Origin of the sequence: Streptomyces sp. NPDC021115 (assembly GCF_044333065.1) — a bacterium.
Lineage (GTDB): Bacteria > Actinomycetota > Actinomycetes > Streptomycetales > Streptomycetaceae > Streptomyces.
The window spans coordinates 182,458-198,847 of record NZ_JBIRQF010000016.1; the positions used below are offsets into that span (position 1 = coordinate 182,458).

Genomic DNA, 16,390 nt, shown 5'->3' on the forward strand with positions numbered 1-16,390 from the left:
TGGGCGCTGCCTTTCAGCCGCGATGCTCCGTGACCAGCCTCTCCAGGATTGGAACTACGTCCTTCGGCGCCGGGGCGGCCAGCATGTCCTCGTACAGGTCGCGGGCCCCGGTCCGGAATGACGGCTCCGTTATCAACCGGACGAGGTCTTTCCGCATGCTGTCGACGTCGATCGCCGCGGGGTCGACGACCAGTCCGGCGCCCCGGCGGCGGATGTACTGCGCCACGTTGTTCTCGTCCCACAACGGGATCGGCACGATCAGCTGTGGTACCTGGAACGCCACGCAGGCACCGGAGGTGCCTCCGCCGCCGTGGTGGATGACTGCCGAGCTGGTAGGCAGTATCTGGTTGAGCGGTACGTATCCGATGGCACGGATATTGTCCGGGAGCGCACCCACGGCAGCCAGCTGGTCGCTGTTCAGCGTTGCGACTATCTCCAGGTCCAGGTCGGACACGGAGTCGAAGAACTCCCGCAGCGGGAAGCCACCTTGCGGACCATCGAGGAGTCGGCGGGTCTGGCCGAGTGTGAATACCACCCGGGACCGCTCGGGCTGGGTGTGCAGCCACTCCGGAAGACTGCCGCCGCCGTTGTACGGGATCCAACGGACCGGTACGTACCTCAGATCCAGCGGGTAGCTCATCCGCGCCGCAGTCAGGTCCAGGGTCCATTGGCCGAGCAGCGTCTCCTCGGTGAAGTCGAGACCGTACCGCTCCAGCATCGGTTCCAGCCACGGCATCCACGGGTCCTCCGTCATGCCGGAGGACGCATCGGCCAGCTCCTGCCGCATTTTGGAACGGACCAGACCGACGTTGTCCATGCCGAACAGGAGGCGGGCGTGGGCCGCGCCGCAGGTACGCGCGGCCACCGCGCCAGTCGGAGCCAGTGGGTCCCACAGCACCAGATCCGGGCGCCAGTCACGGGCGAATTCCACCAGCGAGTCCACGACTGGTCGGCGACCGCCGCTGACCGACTCCGGCGGATAGTGCGCGTTGAGCAGGTCAGTCAGCATGGCCTGGCAGGTGCGCCAGGAGTTCTCGTCATCCGGGTCGATCGCCGCGGTACGTCGGTTGGGGCGGTTCGCAGCGGCGAGGTGGGGCTCCAGCGAGGCGGCGAGTTCCTCCTTGCCGCCCAGTGACACTGCGGTAAGGCCGGCCGAGGCGATATTCATGAACAAGTTCGGGTCGACCGGGGCTTCAGAGGTGGCCATCACGACTTCGTGACCAGCGGCCTGCAGCGCCCATGCCATGGGGACGACTGGATATACATGTGACGATGCCGGAAAGACGTTGAAGAGAATGCGCATCGCTAACCTCCTTGAGGTTGTCCGTTCGACGCTGGCTGTTGCCGTTCGCCAGCAGGGTGCAGGCCGGTTCTAAAGAACCGCTTGCGCTGTGCGCCTGCATGGCGGTTCAACGCGGTCCCTGCGTCGACGCGCGGTCCAGTACGCGGTGGCCGGGCTGTGGCCTCGCAGGTCCGGCGGTGCCTTGTTGGTTCAGACGGTCCGCAGGGCCGGGCTGGAGAAGGCGATATCGGCGGTACTGGCACGCCGTGGCGCAAGCCGCGGGCGGTGCACGATCCGGGGACGATCCTGCCCGGTGGGGCCTGGCGATCGGGCTCGGCGGTGACTGCTTGGCCCGATGTGGTCATGCTGCGGGCCGAGCCGGCCGTGTCCGGTGCGGTGGCCTCGGATCCCACCGTCTCCCGCCCGTCTATGCCCTCGCCTCGGCCGGGCCGAAGGCCCTGACGGCGATCCACACCGCACGAGCACAAGTCCGCGACTAAATATGGAAGTTGACGGGGGCCGCGGGTTCCAACACCACCGCCGGTCACGTAGCGACCGCTGGACTCGCCCTGGTTCAGCTGCCGAAGAAGTAGGCGCGGGCGCCGGACGGTGATCCGTACCGATTCCGGTGGTGGCGCCCATGAGTTCGTGGCCTGGCTCGCCCGGCGCGGCCGGTGGTTGTCCTGCTCGACCGGTATGGCCGTCATCGACGCCATCCACCAGGCCGTCCTCAAGATTCCGGGCTCTGCCTGGACCGGGGCCATCGAACCCGGTGGAGTGGAGCCATCCGTGACGGCGCCCGCGTCGCCGAACTCGACGCGGGCGGTGACTGCCTCAAGGGCAGGGCAAAAGGCATGGGCTGATCGTCGGCAGGGAACGCCCGCACCCCGGCGACCAGTTGCGTCGGCGCCGGCGGAGAAGAGGCGGAGTCGCAGTCGGCGTGGTTCCCAGAGCCGGGCCTTCCCGGGTTAGCGCGAGCATCTGCATCCAGGGGCCCACCACGTCACCCGCGGCGGTTCTCGATTGCCTTGTGCACGGCCGCCGCGACAGTGCGCACGTCGCCGTCGCTCAGGCCGGGATGCAGGGGCAGGCACAGGGTCCGTTCCGCGGCCCAGTCCGAGTGAGGCAGCGGAAGGCTCTGGGAGCCAAAGGTGGGGACCTTGTGCAGCGGTGCGTAACGGAAGGTCGTGTAGATGCCGTCCTTGTAGAGGTCGCTGGCTAGATCGTCCCGGATCTCCGGGGCCGTCTGCACCCAGTAGAAGTAGTGGGTGGACTCGTGGCCGTCCGGAAGGGCGGGGGGCAGCAGCAACCCGGGCACCTCGGCCAGTTCATGGTCGTAGAGCGCGCAGATCTCCTGGCGGCGGCGTACGAACTCGGGGAGCCGGCTCAGCTGTACGGCGCCGATCGCGGCTGTGAGATCGTTACCGATGACACGGCGGCCGGGCTCGGGGATGTCCAATTCCCACCAGCGGGAGCTGACTTTCGCATGACCGAAACCGCTGGGCTGGGCCAGCCCGTGGTAGGCCAGCCGTCTGGTCCGTACAGCTCGTTCTCGGTCCTTGAGGTAGATCATTCCTCCGTCGCCGGTGACCAGCACCTTCATGGCGTCGAAGCTCCACATGGCAATTTCACCGAAGGACCCCACGGCCCGGCCGTCCACCCGGGAGGCCACCGAACAGGCCGCGTCCTCGACGAGTGTGACACCCAGCTCCCGGCAACGGCCCGCGATGCGCACGATGTCACCGGGCGAGCCCCCGTAGTGCAGGACGACCACTGCCCTGGTGCGGGGCGTGAGCGCCTGCTCGATATCCTCGGCCGTGGGGTTGAGGGTGCGGGGGTCGACGTCGCAGAAGACCGGCCGGGCACCACAGCTGAGTACGGCGTTCGCGGCAGCGACGAAGCTGAGGGACGGCAGCACCACCTCGTCTCCGACCTGTAGGTCCATCGACTCCAGGGCAAGGAAAAGCCCTGCAGTACCCGAGTTGAGGAAGACGACGTGTTCGGCGGGCACATTGATGTGCTCCGCGAACGCGGCCTCGAAGGCCCGAGTGCGAGGACCATGTCCCAACCACTTGTCTTCGAAGGTCTCGGCAACCGCGGCAAGTTCCCTCGCTCCGACTTGGGGCTCAAAGAGATTGATCATGACTACCTTTCGCATATCCGGCTGATAGCCGATCCTGAACGGCCTCACCCGGCCCAGCTGGAGCCGTGAAAGGGAGTACCGCCTGGCAGGTGGGAGCTGGCCGACGTCAGAACGATTCGAGTGGCTTTCCAGAATGTGTTCACTCTGTATGAGGAGACGATGGCGGGGCTCCACCGTGTGGCGCGGCGCTAAAAGGGCGGCAAAGCGCCGGGCCTCGGACCCCGAGATTTGGCTGTTCTTTACTGACCTTGTTGGCGTGATGTCGCCGGGGGCTGACGTGCGGTGAGGCTCGCGGTATTCCGGCACCCGCGGCAGATCAGCCGGCCAGCGGGGTGTTGTACAGGTCGTAGCTGCGGTTCTCCTGGAAGCGGGCCAGCACCTCCTGGTGCAGCCGTTCCTCGCAGGATTCGGGTAGGTCGGGTACGGGGCGGCCGAGCTGCCGGGCGAGCCGGTGCAGGGCGGCGGCCAGCCACGCCGGGTCGGCGAGAAAGCTGTCGGAGCCGCCCTGGGCCTGCTGCCAGACGCCGATCACCGAGGCGGCGGCGAGCAGCACCGCGTACCGGCCGGCCAGGGCGAAGGCGGTCGGGCTGGCCAGGGTGGTGCGGTCTTGGGGGGCGAGGCCGAGGCTCTGCTCCTGGATCTGCCGCAACTCGTCCATGAGGCGCAGCGCGGCACCATGCGCCGCCCGCTCCTCGGGGGTGCTGATGGGCAGTTCGTCGACGGCCGCGACAAGCAAGGCACTGATCCCGTCGCGGCCGCTGGCCAGGGTGAGCCGGTCGAACGGGATGTCCGGCAGGTCGTCGTGCAGCCGGAAGACCGATCCTGGCGCCGGGTCGTCGCTGAACCAGGAGCGGCGCGCGAGCCGGGACAGCTGCGGGATGATCGTGGCCTGACAGGCGGCCGAGCCGGCGTGGCCGAGGCTGAGCACCGGCAGGTCGCGCAAGTGCTTCTGGAAGATCCCGAACTCGCCCTCGCGGACGTAGAACCGGGCGCCGAGCACGATCGACAGGTCGTACATCGCATCGGTGAGCATCTTCGGCACCAGATACTTGACCGCGGCGGCGCAGACACTGGTCTGGTCCGGCAGTACATGGACGGAGCGGGTCGCGGCCAGCGAGAGGCTGTCGCAGATCAGCAGGTCGAGGAAGGCGGTTGACAGGGTGGCCCTCGCGTGCGGGATGTCCATGACGGACTTGCGGTACAGCCGCCGGCCGAGCGCGAAGCCGGTGACGGTGTGCAGGGCGGTGTCGACGGCGCCGAGAGCCATGCCGGGGACGGCGCTGCGGGTGATCTGGAAGGCCTGCAAGGCGAGTTCGACGCCCTTGCCCTCGTCGCCCACGAGCGCGGAGGCGGGCACCGGGCAGTCGGTGAACTCCAGACCCGACAGGTGGCAGCCGCGCACGCCGACCGCGTCATAGCGGGGCAGGAAGCGGTAGCGGGCCTGGTCGAGCTCGGCTCCTTCGGCCAGCACGACCGAGTGGCTGCGGCTGCCGGGCGCGGGGCTGGTGCGGCTGAACAGCACCCAGGCGGCGGCCCGGTCGGCGTTGTTGATGACCTGCTTGGCGCCGTTCAGCAGATAGCCCCCGGCCACCGGGTGGGCCTGGAACTCGTTGCGCACGAAGTCGTTCCCGTGCGCAAGCTCGTGGTAGGCGACAGACACCTTCCCCCCGTCCAGGAGCAGCTCGGCCAGCCGCCGCTGTTGCTCGCCGGTGCCCGATCTCCAGATGTTGACGGCGGCCATGAAGGAGGTGACGCCGTAGCCGAGGCCGAGCGTGATGTCGCGGCGGAAGACCTGGCGCATCACCCGTACGAGGGTGTCGATGCGCTCCAGCCGGCCGCCGAGTCGGTGGGGTACAAAGTCCGCGTTGAGCACCAGGTCGTCCAGCGCCCGCTCGCCGTCCTTGGACAGCTCCGCGCGCTCGTCGGCCTCCAGCAGCCTGGCGTACGAGACCTCACCGCATGCGTCGGTAGGGTCGCCCAGCCGCTTCTCCAGCTCGGCGACCCGGGCGACGACCCGGTCCTCCTGACCGCCGGGCGGGTACGGCCCCGCTCCGTGCGGCCCGTTGGCCGTGCTACCCATCAGCATGGCGTCCTCTCGGTTGCTCACGTCAGTTGCTCACGCTGGTCGAGTCGTCCGCCGACCGGAGGCTCGCCGCCGGCAGCCGGTAGGGGTACAGCGAGAAGAGCTCACCGGAGCGCCGGGTGGCGACCAGGTGGTCGACCAGCTCCTCGTACGCTTCGCCGTCCCCGGCGTCCGGCTCGCCCAACCGCTCGAGAAGCCGGCCCAGGGCGGCGCGCAGCCACAGGCCGTCCTGCCACAGCGGGGCGGCGCTGGTGCCGGTGAACAGTCGCGAGCTGTGCGTCCACAGGCCGAGGCATGCCGCCGCGGTGTGGCACAGGGTGTAGCGGCGGGCGGTCTCGAACGCGGCGGGTGGCACGTCCCCGAGCACGCCCTGCCACCGCTCCATCTCGGCATGGACGCGGTCGCTGACGGCCGCGATCCGCCGGGCGGCCTCGGCGGCCGGGGCCAGCGCGGGCTGCTCCCCGGCCAGCGCGGCCAGCCGGGCGACGGACTCGTTGAGCCCGGCCAGGACGCCGCTGCCGTGCCGCGCCACCAGGGACAGCCGGTCGGGTCGGAACACCGGCACCGGCAGGGACAGGTCGTATGCCGCCCGGGCGCCGGCCGTGTCGCCGGTGCCGCGCCGTCGGCCGCGCACCAGCGACCGGAACTGATTGACCAGGGAGTTGAGGTTGACCAGCGTGTTCCCGTCGAACAGTCCGACGATCCGGTGGTCGCGCTCGACTTTCTGGAACATGCCGCCCGCGTGGACGCCCTTGAGGAAGGCGCGGGCGCCGAGCAGCTGGGTGAGCCGGGCGAGAACGTCCTCAGTGCCGCTGGGCAGCGTGTACTTGGTGACCGCCGCGGTGATGCTCATCTCGTCGGTCTGGGTGTGCACCAGGCGGGAAGCGACGATCGCCAGCGCCTCGTGCAGCAGCACGTCGGCCGCGGCCGTGCCCAGCGTCCGGCGCGCCTGCGGCAGGTTGCCCAGCAGCCTGCCGTACAGCTCACGCTGCTGGGTGAAATCCACGGCGAGCCTGAGGCCGTGGTCCGCCGCGCCCAGGGAGAGGGCGGCGCACAGGGTGCGGGTCAGCTGCAGAGCCTTGAGTGCGATTTCCAGACCTCCGCCCTCAGCGCCGACCAGCGCGGAGCGGTCGATGCGCGCTTGGTCGAAGGCGATGCCGGAGATGTCGGCGCCGCGGATGCCGTGCGTGTGCACCTTGGGCAGGTGGTGGTACATGCCCTTGTCCAGCTCGCGCTTGTCCACCAGCAGGATGCTGAAGCCGCGCGGGCCGCCGGCCGTGGCGGTGCGGGCGAGCAGAGACAGCAGGCTGCCCCGGGTGGCATTGTTGATCAGCCACTTCTCGCCGCTGACCACCCAGCCCTCGGCGCCAGCGGCGCCCTGCACCTCGCTGGCGAGCAGGTCGCTGCCGTGGTCGCGCTCGGTCAGGCCAAGGGAGACGGGAACTCCGGCCCGGACATCGGCGCCCAGGCGCGCGGCCTGCTCCGCGCGTCCCGCCACCCAGACGCAGACGCCGCCGAGGTAGGTCTTGCCGTGGCCGATCGCGACGGTGAGATCGCGGCGGGCGATGACGCGTATGAGCTGGATCAGCCCCGCGTAGCCGGTCAGCCGGCCGCCGTGCTCCTCGGGCACGTAGTAGGAGGGCAGCCCCCAGTCGTCGAGACGGCGGCAGATCTCGGCGGGGAACTCCTCCTTCTCGTCAAGATCCAGGCAGCGCGCGTGTGAGAACCAGCCGCTCGGGTCGTCGGGATCGCCGAGGAAGCGGTCCAGCTCCTCGGCGGTCCGGTACGCCGGATCCTGCATCTCAGACACCTGCCTGCGCCGACGAGGAGCCGGTGGTGTCGGCGACGGTCTCGCGGACCGCCGGTTCGAGCACCTCGCGCACCTCGGCGTCGCGCATAACGCCGGAGACCCGGGTGAAGTGCCTGCCCTGCTCGGTGAGGTGCTCCGGGGCAGATCCGTTGGCATCGTCCGGCAGGAAGATGCAGGCGTCCTGGGTGCCGAGTTCGGCGGCACGGTCCAAGACCAGTTCCGTAAAGGTTCGGAAACTTGTCAACGTCTATGCCTGACCTCTCCGAGATCCGCAGGCTTGGCGCCGGCGAGGCTTACTGGGACACCACCGAGCATGCTTCGCCCTGCTAAGGGCTCGCTTGTGCTGAAGACCGCGGAAGAGAAACAGGGCCTGCCCGCCCGCGACGGGGGTTCGCGGGCGGTGCACGATCCGAGGAAGATCTTGCCGGATGTGGCCCTGGCGATCGCGCTCGGTGCGGTGGCCTTGGATCCCACCGTCTCCCGCCCGATCGATGCCCTCGCCTCGGCCGGGCCGCAGGCCCAGACGGCGATCCACACCGCACGAGCACAAGTCCGCAAGTGGGTGCGGAAGTTGGCCGGGGGCGGCGGTTTCCAACATCGCCGCCGGTCACGTAGCGACCGCTGCGGACGGTGGCTGCCGCAAGGACAGGGCAATAGGCATGCGGCTGATCGTCGGCAGGGAACGCCCGCATCTCAGCACCCAGTTGCGTCGGCGCCGGGCCGCAACCATGCGCACAGCCACCCCGATAAGCCGAAATGGCGCGCAGCAGTTGACCTGATGAGCCGTCACGAGAGATCGAGGCCAGGTCTCGCATGCGGTTCCTTCTGGCCCGCGAAGCGCTTCGCCGTCACAGTGGCCCCGCCAGCACCATTCGAATCACCGTTGACATCCCTGGCAGGGGCAGGACAAGCTTGCGTTCTGGTGGCGACCGGCTGGAGGGGAAGCTGGCGCTGACTGGCATGGGGTAGCTGCCAGGATCGTAATCATCGCGGGGGCGGAGAAAAATCATGCGCGCATTGGATTCCTTCGAGCGGCAGCTGGTCGACCGCTCTTTCCATGCAAATTGACCACTGTCGGCGAACAGTCTGAGCGTTCCGAGCGTGGATCACACACGCTCCCGAAACCTCGACTGTTGGAGTTCGAGCCCGCCCGAGAGGCACCTCTCAGGGAATGGTGCACCGTGCTCATGGAACGCCGTTTTGCGAGTCCGCGGAAGCCTGGCAAGTCGGGGACTCCGCAAGGGGAATGCGATCTCTCAGCCCCTTCCAGACCATCGACACCTCGACGTGGGGAAAGAGCACCTCGTGGCCCATGATGTGTTTCCGTCACGCACGCTTCACACACCGCAGATATCGCAGCAGGCCACAGCCGCAGGCCCCGAACTCGTGGTGGCACCGGTGACGATCACTCCGACCAAGCCGCTCACGCCGACTCATGTGAAGGGTCTCTTATGGACCGACATCCTTGTCAAGGCGAGCGCCGCGGTCACCGGGGTACGGCTGGTGTGGAACAACCGCATGGCAACGCTGACTACACAGTCAACAGCCTTCTGGCACTATCTCGATCTGACCGAACCGGATACTGACTGGAGCAGTGAATCGGAGACGGGGATCGGCGAACGCTATATCCGGTTCCATGCGGAAGGCCGGGAACCCGATCCTCGTGTACTCGATTCCTACCTGGCGCGCGCTGACCAGGACGGCTGGATCCACCCCGCCAGTCGACGCATGCTGGAGCTGTGGCGCGCCGAGTTGGATCTGTTGGGCGTCGCCGACCCGGGCCTGGATGAGGACCGACCACTGGCCACCGCGACGCAACCGGTGATCGGGGCGCTGGCGGAGCGGGACCTGATCATTGATCACCGGCGCTTCGGTGGCCCCCTCTACCTCGATGGCCCGCGCTGGGGTATGCCCGTCCGGCAACTTGTCAGCCGCGAGGGGCATCCCAACTACCTGGTGCCGATCCTGCGCGAGCTCCTGCCGCTGATCCGCCCGGACCGGGAGTTCTTGCTGATCCACGACGACGAACTCACCGCCGACTACCTGCTGCTCAAGCGTGTGCTCACCGAGTTCGGCGCCGCCGTGACATGTCTCGGCCTCAGCCGGGTGCCTCTCAACGGAACGGTCCGCTCCAGTCGGTACGGCGGCTGGAAGGGAACGACGCTCCGCGAGCTCTCGGCCACCTCCGGCTCCGCCGATCGGACCGCGTACCGGCTCGGGATGCGACTGTACTTCGCCGGAGTGCTGCACCGGCGCTCCACGCAGTCGTTCCGGATGGACCTGCTGCGCCGATGCGTGGGACACGCCGCCCGCCTTCTGGAACATACCTCTGACGGCCCCGCCGACCTGACAGGGCAGCAGGTGATGACGGCGCTCTCTCGATTGCGGGCCCGGCCCGGCTACGTCGATCCGTACCGGCTGACGGCATCCGTGAGGGGAAGACGGGCTGCTCTGTCGGTCCCCGTGCTCCGATCGGTCTACACATGAGCGGGGCGCTGTCCGAAGCACGGTCCGAGGTGGAACTCCTCACCGCCGCGGCGCGGACCCGTCTGCATGCGGCCCGCGACGGCCTGAGCGATGGGCCGGTCTCCTGGGGAGTGAGCGTCGCGGTCGTCGTGGCCGATCTCGATGTGGCGGCGTTCATCGCGGGCATCGCCGACTTCGCCCTGAGACTCCCGGACGACCTGCGCGAGGGGTGGTTCCGGGCATACACCAGAACGGTGTTTCTTGCGGGCCGCCCGGCCAGCGTGGCAGCTCGACACCCGGGCTGCCACACCACCGCGGGTGCGCCGTACGCGTGGTACGGCCCGGCCCGGCGCGGCGAACTACAGCCGCTGTCCCGGCTATTGCGGGCCTTCGACGGACCGGCACCGATGGACGCGCCGACCGACCCGATAACGGTGACCGTACCGGGCGGGAAATCCACGGGACACGTGGTGGAGGCGGCGGTTGCGATCGGTGCGGTCAGTACTGGCGAATACCTGGTCCACGTACACCACCTCATCGCGGAGGCCGCTCTGCGCGGCCTGATCGGGCCCGGTGACACCATTCGGGTCGACCACCGGAAGGCCCTCGACACCGCCGAGTTCCGCGACCACTTCGCCCTCGCCCGCGCCGACCGGGTCCAGACGCGGATCACCAGGAGCCGGACGGAGCCCCACCACGTACGACTGTACGGCGTACTGGAATCAAGCCGTCTCCAAGGAGGCCACTGAATGCAGGCGGAACGCATACTGGCGGAGCACCGTCGGCTACTGGACAGCCTGGACCGCCCGGAGGAGGTGCAACGCGACCTCCTCACCGGGATCCTGGAGCAGCATGCGAACACGTCGTTCGGCCGTGAGCACGGGCTGGGTGCAGTGCGGAGCATCGACGAGTTCCGGCGGGCGGTTCCGATCCGCACGCATGAGGCGCTGATGCCCTGGATCGAGCGGGCCATGGACGGCGAACGGAACGTGCTGACCACCGACGACCCGGCCGTCTACTTCTCGTCCAGCGGAAGCACGGGTCGTGAGAAGCACATCCCGGTCACGCCCAGCTATATGCGGCAGACCTTCCTGCCGTTCTACTACGCCGCCTTCGCCCCCCTGTTGGAGACTCTGCCCCACGCACTCGCCGCACCCAACGGGGTGCTGAACCTGTGGCAGGACCCCACCGCGCCGATCGCACGGGCCCGGAACGGACAGCCGCACATCGGCGCCAGCCAGGTCGACTACCGCAAGTTCGGCGAGGATTCCGCGGTCGGACCGGGCAACGCGGCGCCTTGGAGCCGCATTCCCGACGAGCTGGCTGCCACCGGTCCCTGGGAGCGTAGCTACTACAAGCTGCGCCTCGCCGCCGAGCAGGACATCAGAGTGGTCATCGGCATCAACCCGGCCATGGTCGCCGGCCTCCCGTACCAACTGCGCGAACTGTGGCCCCGGATCGTGAAGGACATCAGAGCTGGCACCCTGGACGGGCGGCCGCACACGACACCGAACCCGGAACGCGCCGACGAGATCGAGCGGTACGCCACGACGTTCGGCACGGTCCACCCTTACCACCTGTGGCCGCGCTTATCCGCCATCCTCGTGTGGAACAGCGCGCTCGCCTCCCTGTACCTCCCCCGGGTCCGGGAGACGTACGGGCCCGGCGTCCAGCTGTTCGCCGCGCCCATCGCGTCCTGCGAAGGACCGGCTGGGGTGCCGGTCGACCGGCACCCCAGCGGCGCGCCCCTGTACCTGCCTGGATGCGTGTACGAGTTCGTTCCGGCCGACGGGCCGGTCACCGCCGACAGCGAGACACTGCTGCCCACCGAACTCGACGAGGGTCGCGACTACCACCTCGTGTTCAGTCACATCGGCGGCATGTACCGGTGTGCGGTGACCGACCTCGTCCGGGTCATCGGCCACATCGGACGCACACCGCGCATCGAGTACGTGGGCCGCAACACCGTCCGGTCCGCCGCAGGGGAGAACCTGACCGAGGCCGCCGCGCTGCGCGCGCTGCGCGCCGCCTGCCAGGACACCGGCGCGGAGATCCGCAACGCCACCTATCACCTGGACCTTGAAGAGAGCGGGGCCGGCGGGCGCTACCGCCTCGCCGTCGCTTTCGCCGGTCCACCCGCAAAAGCTCTGGCCGCGGCCCTCGACGCCCGGCTCTCGGAGCACTGCCCCGGCTACGGGGTCGGCCGCAGGGCCGGGACGATCGACCCCGTCGAGGTGGTCACCGTCCATCCGGACGCGTTTCTTCGCGAGTGGGAGCGCACCATACAGGCCGGGCAGCGCCCGCCCCGGGTCAAGGACCGTGTCTTCCTCCCCGGCGACGACGCGTGGCACCGGATCATCAGCACCGGACCGGAGAGCTCCGGCTGACGCCGCTGCGACGCCGTCGGGCCGGGCGGGAGCGGTCCGGGCCGTTGGCGGCAACGGACACCACGACCGTCCCCGCCCGGTGCGCGCGCCTTTCACCGCGATCCGGCGGAACGGCGTCCAACGAGGAGAGAGAAACGCTGTATGACCGACACCATCCCCGGCCGGGGACAGTACACCGAGGACGCCCGCAGAGAGCGGCTGAACTGGTTGCGTGAGCGTAACGGAACAGCACTGGCGTCGCTGGAGAGCACCGGGCTCACGGCCCAGAACCTGGTCGGCAACGTGGAGAACTTCATCGGCTCGGTCGAGGTGCCGGTGGGTCTCGCCGGGCCCCTCCTGTTCGTCGGGGACGCCGCGCAGGGAAGCATCGTGGCTCCGTTCGCCACCTCCGAGGGCGCGCTTGTCGCCTCGGCGTCCCGTGGCGCACGTGCCATCAGCGCATCCGGGGGAGTCACGACGGCGGTGCTGTCCCAGCGCATGACCAGGGCGCCCGTGTTCGAGTTCGCCGACATCGCGACCGCGCAGCGGTTCACCGCCTGGCTGCACGAACAGCGTGATCGACTGGAAGAACAGGTGGGCCAGGTGTCCCGGTACACCCGCCTGGTCGCCATCGATCCGTACCAGATCGGCCGCTACCTGCACGTGCGTTTCGTCTTCGAGACCGCCGACGCCGCCGGGCAGAACATGACAACGGCGGCGACCTGGCAGATCTGCCGTTGGCTGACCGACGTACTCGCCACCGAGGAGGAGTTGCGCCCCCGTGACATGCTCCTGGAGGGCAACCTCAGTGGCGACAAGAAGGTGACCACGGCATCCATGCTGGCAGGGCGCGGAACTCGGGTGACTGCCGAGGCCCGGCTGAGCCGCGACGCGGTGGCATCGGTCCTCAAGACCACCCCCGAGGCCATGGTCAAGTGCTACACCGCCACGCTCCTCGGGGCCCAGCAGGCCGGGATGACCGGGTACGGCGTCAACGCCGCGAACGTGGTTGCTGCCCTCTTCATGGCGACAGGACAGGATGCCGCGTGCGTCCATGAGTCAGGGGTGTCTCTCTTCTCGCTGCAGATGGACGGCGACCACCTGCTCGCCACGATCCTGCTTCCCAACCTGGTCGCGGGCACCGTCGGCGGCGGCACTGCCCTGCCTCACCAGCGCGATCTGCTCACCGCGCTCGGCTGCGCGGGTGCGGGCGGCGTCAGGCGGTTCGCCGAGATCGTCGCCGGGTTCGCCCTCGCGCTCGACGTGTCCACCATGGCGGCGGTGGTCAGCGGTCAGTTCGCCGATGCGCACCAGCGACTCGGTCGGGCCCGGCGCGTCGACTGGTTGCAGGACGGCGACCTCGATGCGGTGCTGCTTCAGCCCGTACTGGTACAGGGTCTCGGTGATCCCCGTCTTCATGTCACCGCGGTCAAACCGTCTCCCCAACTGTACGGCGACGGGATCTCCAGCGAACTCGGTGCGCTGGGTGAGCGCCGTAAGCTGACCGGCCTCCACCCGCTGACGGTGAGCTGGACCGACGGCGACGGAACGGCCGCCACGACCGAGGTGGTGGCCAAGGTCAAGGCGCGCGGTGAGGAAGTCGTCGCGGGCATCGCGATGCTGGTCTCGCTGTGCGGCCCGGACGTGGCACAGGCGTGGAGCTGCTGGGGCGCTGAAACGGAGTTCACCGACACGCACCGTCGTGAACTGGCGGTCTACCGGCGCCCGGAGTCTGTGCTGACCAACTTGCTTCCGCGCTGCTACGGCGTTCTGGAGGACGATGAGCGCGAGGCGTACGTCGTCCTGATGGAACGGCTGTGCGACGACGGCGGACCGTGGACCAGCGACCGGACCGACGAGGCGCTGCGCGCCATTGCCCGGGTCCACGGACACTGGCTCGGCCGTGACCAGGACCTGCTCGACGAGGGCTGGCTGTACCGGGTACCGGAGCCCGCACAGCTGGCCAAATCACGGGAACTGTGGGAGGCGCTGGTCCGCCATGCCGCAGCGGAACTGCCCGCTCTGGTCGACGCCGAGCGTGAGGGGGTCCTGCTCGACATGATCGAGGACGCCGGACGCTGGACGCAGGAACTGCAGGCGCTGCCCAGCACCCTGGTCCACAACGACTTCAACCCGCGCAACATCGCGCTGCGGGACGGCCGACCGGTCGTGTACGACTGGGAGCTGGCCACCGTCGACGTGCCGCAGCGCGACGTGGTGGAACTCCTGGCCTTCTGCCTGGGCCCGCAGAGCACGACAGAAGAGGTGGACCGTTTCCTCGCGGTGCATGCGCGAGCTGTGGCCGCGGTGTCTCCCGAGGCGGCGGCTGTGGTCGCCAGCCCCGGCTGGCACCGGGGATATCAGCTGGCCCTGCGGAGGTTCATGACGACCCGGTTGGCCCTGTACGCGGCCGGACACGGCCAGCGCGAGTTCGACTTCCTGCCCCGGGTGATGGAGACGTCGTTCCACCTGTGGTCCCTCGAACAGCCACGGGATGGTGAGTGACATGAGAGTCGCCCTCGTCGGCATCGACGGCACCGGAAAGACCACAGTGCTGCGCCGCATCCACGAGCGGGACGGCATCGCAGTTGTGCACGCCATACGGGGCCACGACGATCCGAAGAGCCCCTTCGCAGAGCTGTCCCTGGCCCTTGCCGACGCGTCCGCCGCGGCCGACGCGCTGGGCAGGGTCCAGCTCAAAGTCGCCGTACTCTACCTCCAGTTGTGCCTGTACGGTCCCGCCGAACGGCAGACGCTGGAGACCAGCCCGATTCTGCTCACCGACCGCCATCCGCTCATCGACTCACTCGTGTACCTGCCCCTGTTCGGGCGCGTTGAGCGGGACGATGACCCCGGCGACGACATCGAGGTCTGGTGGGGCAAGCAGGACCCCGACGCCGCGCGGTCGGTCCACGACTGGCTCCGGACGTGCTCCGGCGGCACGGATCCTTGGTCGCTCGGCACCGAGCTGCTGAGCCTGGGCACCAAGTCCGGGCCGGAGATCCACGCCGAGCTGAGCCGGCGGTTGGGCCTGACAACACCCGAGGCGGTACTGCTGCTGGACCTGCCCGTGGCACAGGCGTTGCAGCGTACCCGGGTACGCGCGCGTGGCAGCGAACTGCACGAGACCACGGCCTTTCTGACCGCGACACGGCAGCGCTACGACGAGGTCCTGGACTGGCTGCGTACGGCTGGGCCGGATGTCGCCGTCGGACGCATCGCCTGTTCCGGCCTCTCCGTGGACGCGGTGACGGAACGGGTGTGCGGTGCGCTGGGGGACCTGCACGGCCGGTGAGGGCTCAGTCCCGGATGTTCCAGCCGTGGTCACGCAGGCCCGCCATGAGGGCGTTGGCCGAAGTGGGGGCGACCGCGAGCTGGACATGGCCAACCTGCTGATCGGTGGAGTGTTCGATGGTGACGTCCTCGATGTTCACACCGAGGGCGCCAACCTCGCCGAAGAGGCGGCCGAGTTCGCCGGGGCGGTCGCCGAGGACGAGGGTGATCGTCTCGTAGCGGGTGGGCGGCGCGCCGTGTTTGCCGGGGACGCGGGCCCGGCCGGTGCCGCCGCGGCGGATCACCGCCTCGACCCCTTCCGCACCGGCCCGCCGTTCGTCCTCGCTGTCGGCTTGAAGGGCACGAAGCGCCGCGACGGTGACGCCTAGGTCGTCGGCGACCTCCTCCAGGACGTCGGCGACCACGCCCGCGTTGGCGGAGAGGATGTCGACCCACATCACGGGGTTGGAGGCGGCGATCCGAGTGACATCGCGAACACCCTGGCCACAGAGTCGGACGGCGGTTTCGTCCGCGTGTTCCAGCCGGGCGGCGACCAGCGAAGAGATCAGTCGCGGTGCGTGCGAGATCAGCGCCACGGCGCGGTCGTGCGCGGCGGTGTCCATCACGATCGGCGTCGCGCCGCAGAGTGCGATCAGTTTGAGGGCGGCGTTGAGTGTCTCGGTGTCGGTGCCCGTTTCGGGGGTGAGCACCCAAGGCCGGCCCTCGAACAGGTCTGCACGCGCAGCCAGCGGGCCGGAGCGCTCCAGGCCGGCCATCGGATGGCCGCCGATGTAGTGGGCGGTGTCCAGGCCCAGTGCCAGGATGTCCGCCCGTGGGCCGCTCTTCACACTGGCTACATCGGTGTACCAGCGGGCTAGGCAGTTTCGTTTGGATCAGCAGGTCGTTGGTTCGGGTGTGCCGTTGACTGATGCGCAGTGGGCGCGGATCGAGCCGTTACTCCCGGACC

Annotated in this window: 10 protein-coding genes and 2 pseudogenes; 6 read left to right on the plus strand and 6 right to left on the minus strand. The window is 69.0% G+C overall.

Features of this window, described 5'->3' with window-relative positions:
- Nucleotides 1–13: 13 nt before the first annotated feature.
- The gene (locus ACH4TL_RS34990) at nt 14–1,303 is read right to left on the minus strand and encodes a nucleotide disphospho-sugar-binding domain-containing protein (protein WP_398324381.1); all 1,290 of its coding nucleotides are present in this window, start codon (nt 1,301–1,303) and stop codon (nt 14–16) included.
- Between the two features lie 166 nt (nt 1,304–1,469).
- On the opposite strand from ACH4TL_RS34990, the pseudogene ACH4TL_RS34995 reads away from it, so the two are divergent.
- Nucleotides 1,470–2,186, plus strand: a pseudogene (locus ACH4TL_RS34995) (transposase); the annotation flags it as partial.
- A gap of 99 nt (nt 2,187–2,285) precedes the next feature.
- On the opposite strand, the gene ACH4TL_RS35000 reads toward ACH4TL_RS34995, so the two are convergent.
- From ACH4TL_RS35000 to ACH4TL_RS35015, 4 genes are all read right to left on the minus strand, one after another.
- Nucleotides 2,286–3,440 carry a DegT/DnrJ/EryC1/StrS family aminotransferase gene (locus ACH4TL_RS35000; RefSeq protein ID WP_398425410.1) on the minus strand — a complete coding sequence of 385 codons (1,155 nt, stop codon included), beginning with the start codon at nt 3,438–3,440 and terminating at the stop codon, nt 2,286–2,288.
- A gap of 301 nt (nt 3,441–3,741) precedes the next feature.
- The gene (locus tag ACH4TL_RS35005; protein WP_398324450.1) at nt 3,742–5,511 is read right to left on the minus strand and encodes an acyl-CoA dehydrogenase; all 1,770 of its coding nucleotides are present in this window, start codon (nt 5,509–5,511) and stop codon (nt 3,742–3,744) included.
- A 22-nt stretch (nt 5,512–5,533) separates the two neighbouring features.
- On the minus strand, nt 5,534–7,309 hold the full coding sequence (locus tag ACH4TL_RS35010) for an acyl-CoA dehydrogenase family protein (protein WP_398324389.1): 1,776 nt from the start codon (nt 7,307–7,309) through the stop codon (nt 5,534–5,536).
- Between the two features lies 1 nt (nt 7,310).
- Nucleotides 7,311–7,529, minus strand: a complete 219-nt coding sequence (locus tag ACH4TL_RS35015; protein WP_398324394.1) for a hypothetical protein — start codon at nt 7,527–7,529, stop codon at nt 7,311–7,313.
- A 1,094-nt stretch (nt 7,530–8,623) separates the two neighbouring features.
- Here ACH4TL_RS35015 and ACH4TL_RS35020 point away from each other — a divergent pair.
- The 5 genes from ACH4TL_RS35020 to ACH4TL_RS35040 all read left to right on the plus strand — a co-directional run bounded on the left by ACH4TL_RS35020 (nt 8,624) and on the right by ACH4TL_RS35040 (nt 15,445).
- A complete protein-coding gene (locus tag ACH4TL_RS35020) occupies nt 8,624–9,805 on the plus strand; it encodes a hypothetical protein (RefSeq protein WP_398324398.1) in 1,182 nt (393 codons plus the stop codon).
- Nucleotides 9,802–10,533: a DUF6182 family protein gene (locus ACH4TL_RS35025; RefSeq protein WP_398324402.1), complete on the plus strand. Its 732-nt coding sequence runs from the start codon at nt 9,802–9,804 to the stop codon at nt 10,531–10,533. Before ACH4TL_RS35020 ends, ACH4TL_RS35025 begins: the two co-directional genes overlap by 4 nt.
- Nucleotides 10,534–12,171: a GH3 auxin-responsive promoter family protein gene (locus tag ACH4TL_RS35030; RefSeq protein ID WP_398324405.1), complete on the plus strand. Its 1,638-nt coding sequence runs from the start codon at nt 10,534–10,536 to the stop codon at nt 12,169–12,171. It abuts the gene before it with no gap.
- Between the two features lie 141 nt (nt 12,172–12,312).
- Nucleotides 12,313–14,655 (plus strand): phosphotransferase, encoded by a 2,343-nt coding sequence (locus tag ACH4TL_RS35035; protein WP_398324410.1) that lies wholly within the window; start codon nt 12,313–12,315, stop codon nt 14,653–14,655.
- Between the two features lies 1 nt (nt 14,656).
- Entirely contained in the window at nt 14,657–15,445 is a 789-nt protein-coding gene (locus ACH4TL_RS35040) for a hypothetical protein (RefSeq protein ID WP_398324413.1), read from the plus strand.
- Nucleotides 15,446–15,449: 4 nt separating this feature from the next.
- Here ACH4TL_RS35040 and ACH4TL_RS35045 read toward each other — a convergent pair.
- Nucleotides 15,450–16,310, minus strand: a pseudogene (locus ACH4TL_RS35045) (prephenate dehydrogenase); the annotation flags it as partial.
- Nucleotides 16,311–16,390: the final 80 nt, after the last annotated feature.

Coding starts and splice junctions, on each gene's coding strand:
- ACH4TL_RS34990 (WP_398324381.1), bottom strand. CDS start 1,303: ATGCGCATTCTCTTCAACGTCTTTCCGGCATCGTCACATGTATATCCA.
- ACH4TL_RS35000 (WP_398425410.1), bottom strand. CDS start 3,440: ATGCGAAAGGTAGTCATGATCAATCTCTTTGAGCCCCAAGTCGGAGCG.
- ACH4TL_RS35005 (WP_398324450.1), bottom strand. CDS start 5,511: ATGCTGATGGGTAGCACGGCCAACGGGCCGCACGGAGCGGGGCCGTAC.
- ACH4TL_RS35010 (WP_398324389.1), bottom strand. CDS start 7,309: ATGCAGGATCCGGCGTACCGGACCGCCGAGGAGCTGGACCGCTTCCTC.
- ACH4TL_RS35025 (WP_398324402.1), top strand. CDS start 9,802: ATGAGCGGGGCGCTGTCCGAAGCACGGTCCGAGGTGGAACTCCTCACC.
- ACH4TL_RS35030 (WP_398324405.1), top strand. CDS start 10,534: ATGCAGGCGGAACGCATACTGGCGGAGCACCGTCGGCTACTGGACAGC.
- ACH4TL_RS35035 (WP_398324410.1), top strand. CDS start 12,313: ATGACCGACACCATCCCCGGCCGGGGACAGTACACCGAGGACGCCCGC.
- ACH4TL_RS35040 (WP_398324413.1), top strand. CDS start 14,657: ATGAGAGTCGCCCTCGTCGGCATCGACGGCACCGGAAAGACCACAGTG.